This window comes from Mesorhizobium sp. M7A.F.Ca.US.014.04.1.1, assembly GCF_003998745.1.
GTDB lineage: Bacteria > Pseudomonadota > Alphaproteobacteria > Rhizobiales > Rhizobiaceae > Mesorhizobium > Mesorhizobium ciceri.
The window spans coordinates 1-1048 of the sequence record NZ_RZRW01001107.1; the positions used below are offsets into that span (position 1 = coordinate 1).

The 1048-nt window shown below is 64.6% G+C and carries 1 pseudogene; it reads left to right on the top strand.

The features are described from left to right. Positions 1-1048 (top strand): annotated as a pseudogene (locus tag EOA22_RS34855) (AAA family ATPase); the annotation flags it as partial.

Genomic DNA, 1048 nt, shown 5'->3' on the forward strand with positions numbered 1-1048 from the left:
TAAGGCCCAGCTCTAACTGGCCAAGCCGCTGGCGAAAGTTTTTGCGACCGCCGAGGAACTGGCCAAGAAAGCCGGCGACAGTTTTGTCACGGTCGAGCGGCTCTTGCAGGCGCTCGCCATGGAAAAGTCGGCCAAGACCGCCGACATATTGGCCAAGGCCGGCGTCACCGCGCAGGCGCTCAACCAGGTCATCAACGATGTCCGCAAGGGCCGCACCGCCGATTCGGCGAGTGCCGAACAGGGCTACGACGCGCTGAAGAAATACGCGCGCGACCTGACTGCGGATGCCCGTGCCGGCAAGCTGGACCCCGTGATCGGCCGTGACGACGAGATCCGCCGCACCATCCAGGTGCTGTCGCGCCGCACCAAGAACAATCCGGTGCTGATCGGCGAACCCGGCGTCGGCAAGACGGCGATCGCCGAAGGCCTGGCACTGCGCATCGTCAATGGCGACGTACCGGAATCGCTGAAGGACAAGCAGCTGATGGCGCTCGACATGGGCGCGCTGATTGCCGGCGCCAAATATCGCGGCGAGTTCGAGGAGCGGCTGAAGGCCGTGCTCTCCGAAGTCACCTCGGCCAGCGGCAACATCATCCTGTTCATCGACGAGATGCACACGCTGGTCGGCGCCGGCAAGGCGGATGGCGCCATGGATGCGTCCAACCTGTTGAAGCCGGCGCTGGCGCGCGGCGAGCTGCACTGCGTCGGCGCCACCACGCTCGACGAGTATCGCAAGCATGTCGAGAAGGATGCAGCCCTTGCCCGGCGCTTCCAGCCGGTTTTCGTCGACGAGCCGACGGTGGAAGACACCGTTTCGATCCTGCGCGGCCTGAAGGAGAAATACGAGCAGCACCACAAGGTGCGCATTTCGGATTCAGCGCTGGTGGCGGCGGCGACGCTGTCCAACCGCTACATCGCCGATCGCTTCCTGCCGGACAAGGCGATCGACCTGGTCGACGAAGCCGCATCGCGGCTGCGCATGCAGGTCGATTCCAAGCCCGAGGCGCTGGACGAGATCGATCGCCGCATCATGCAGCTCAAGATCGAG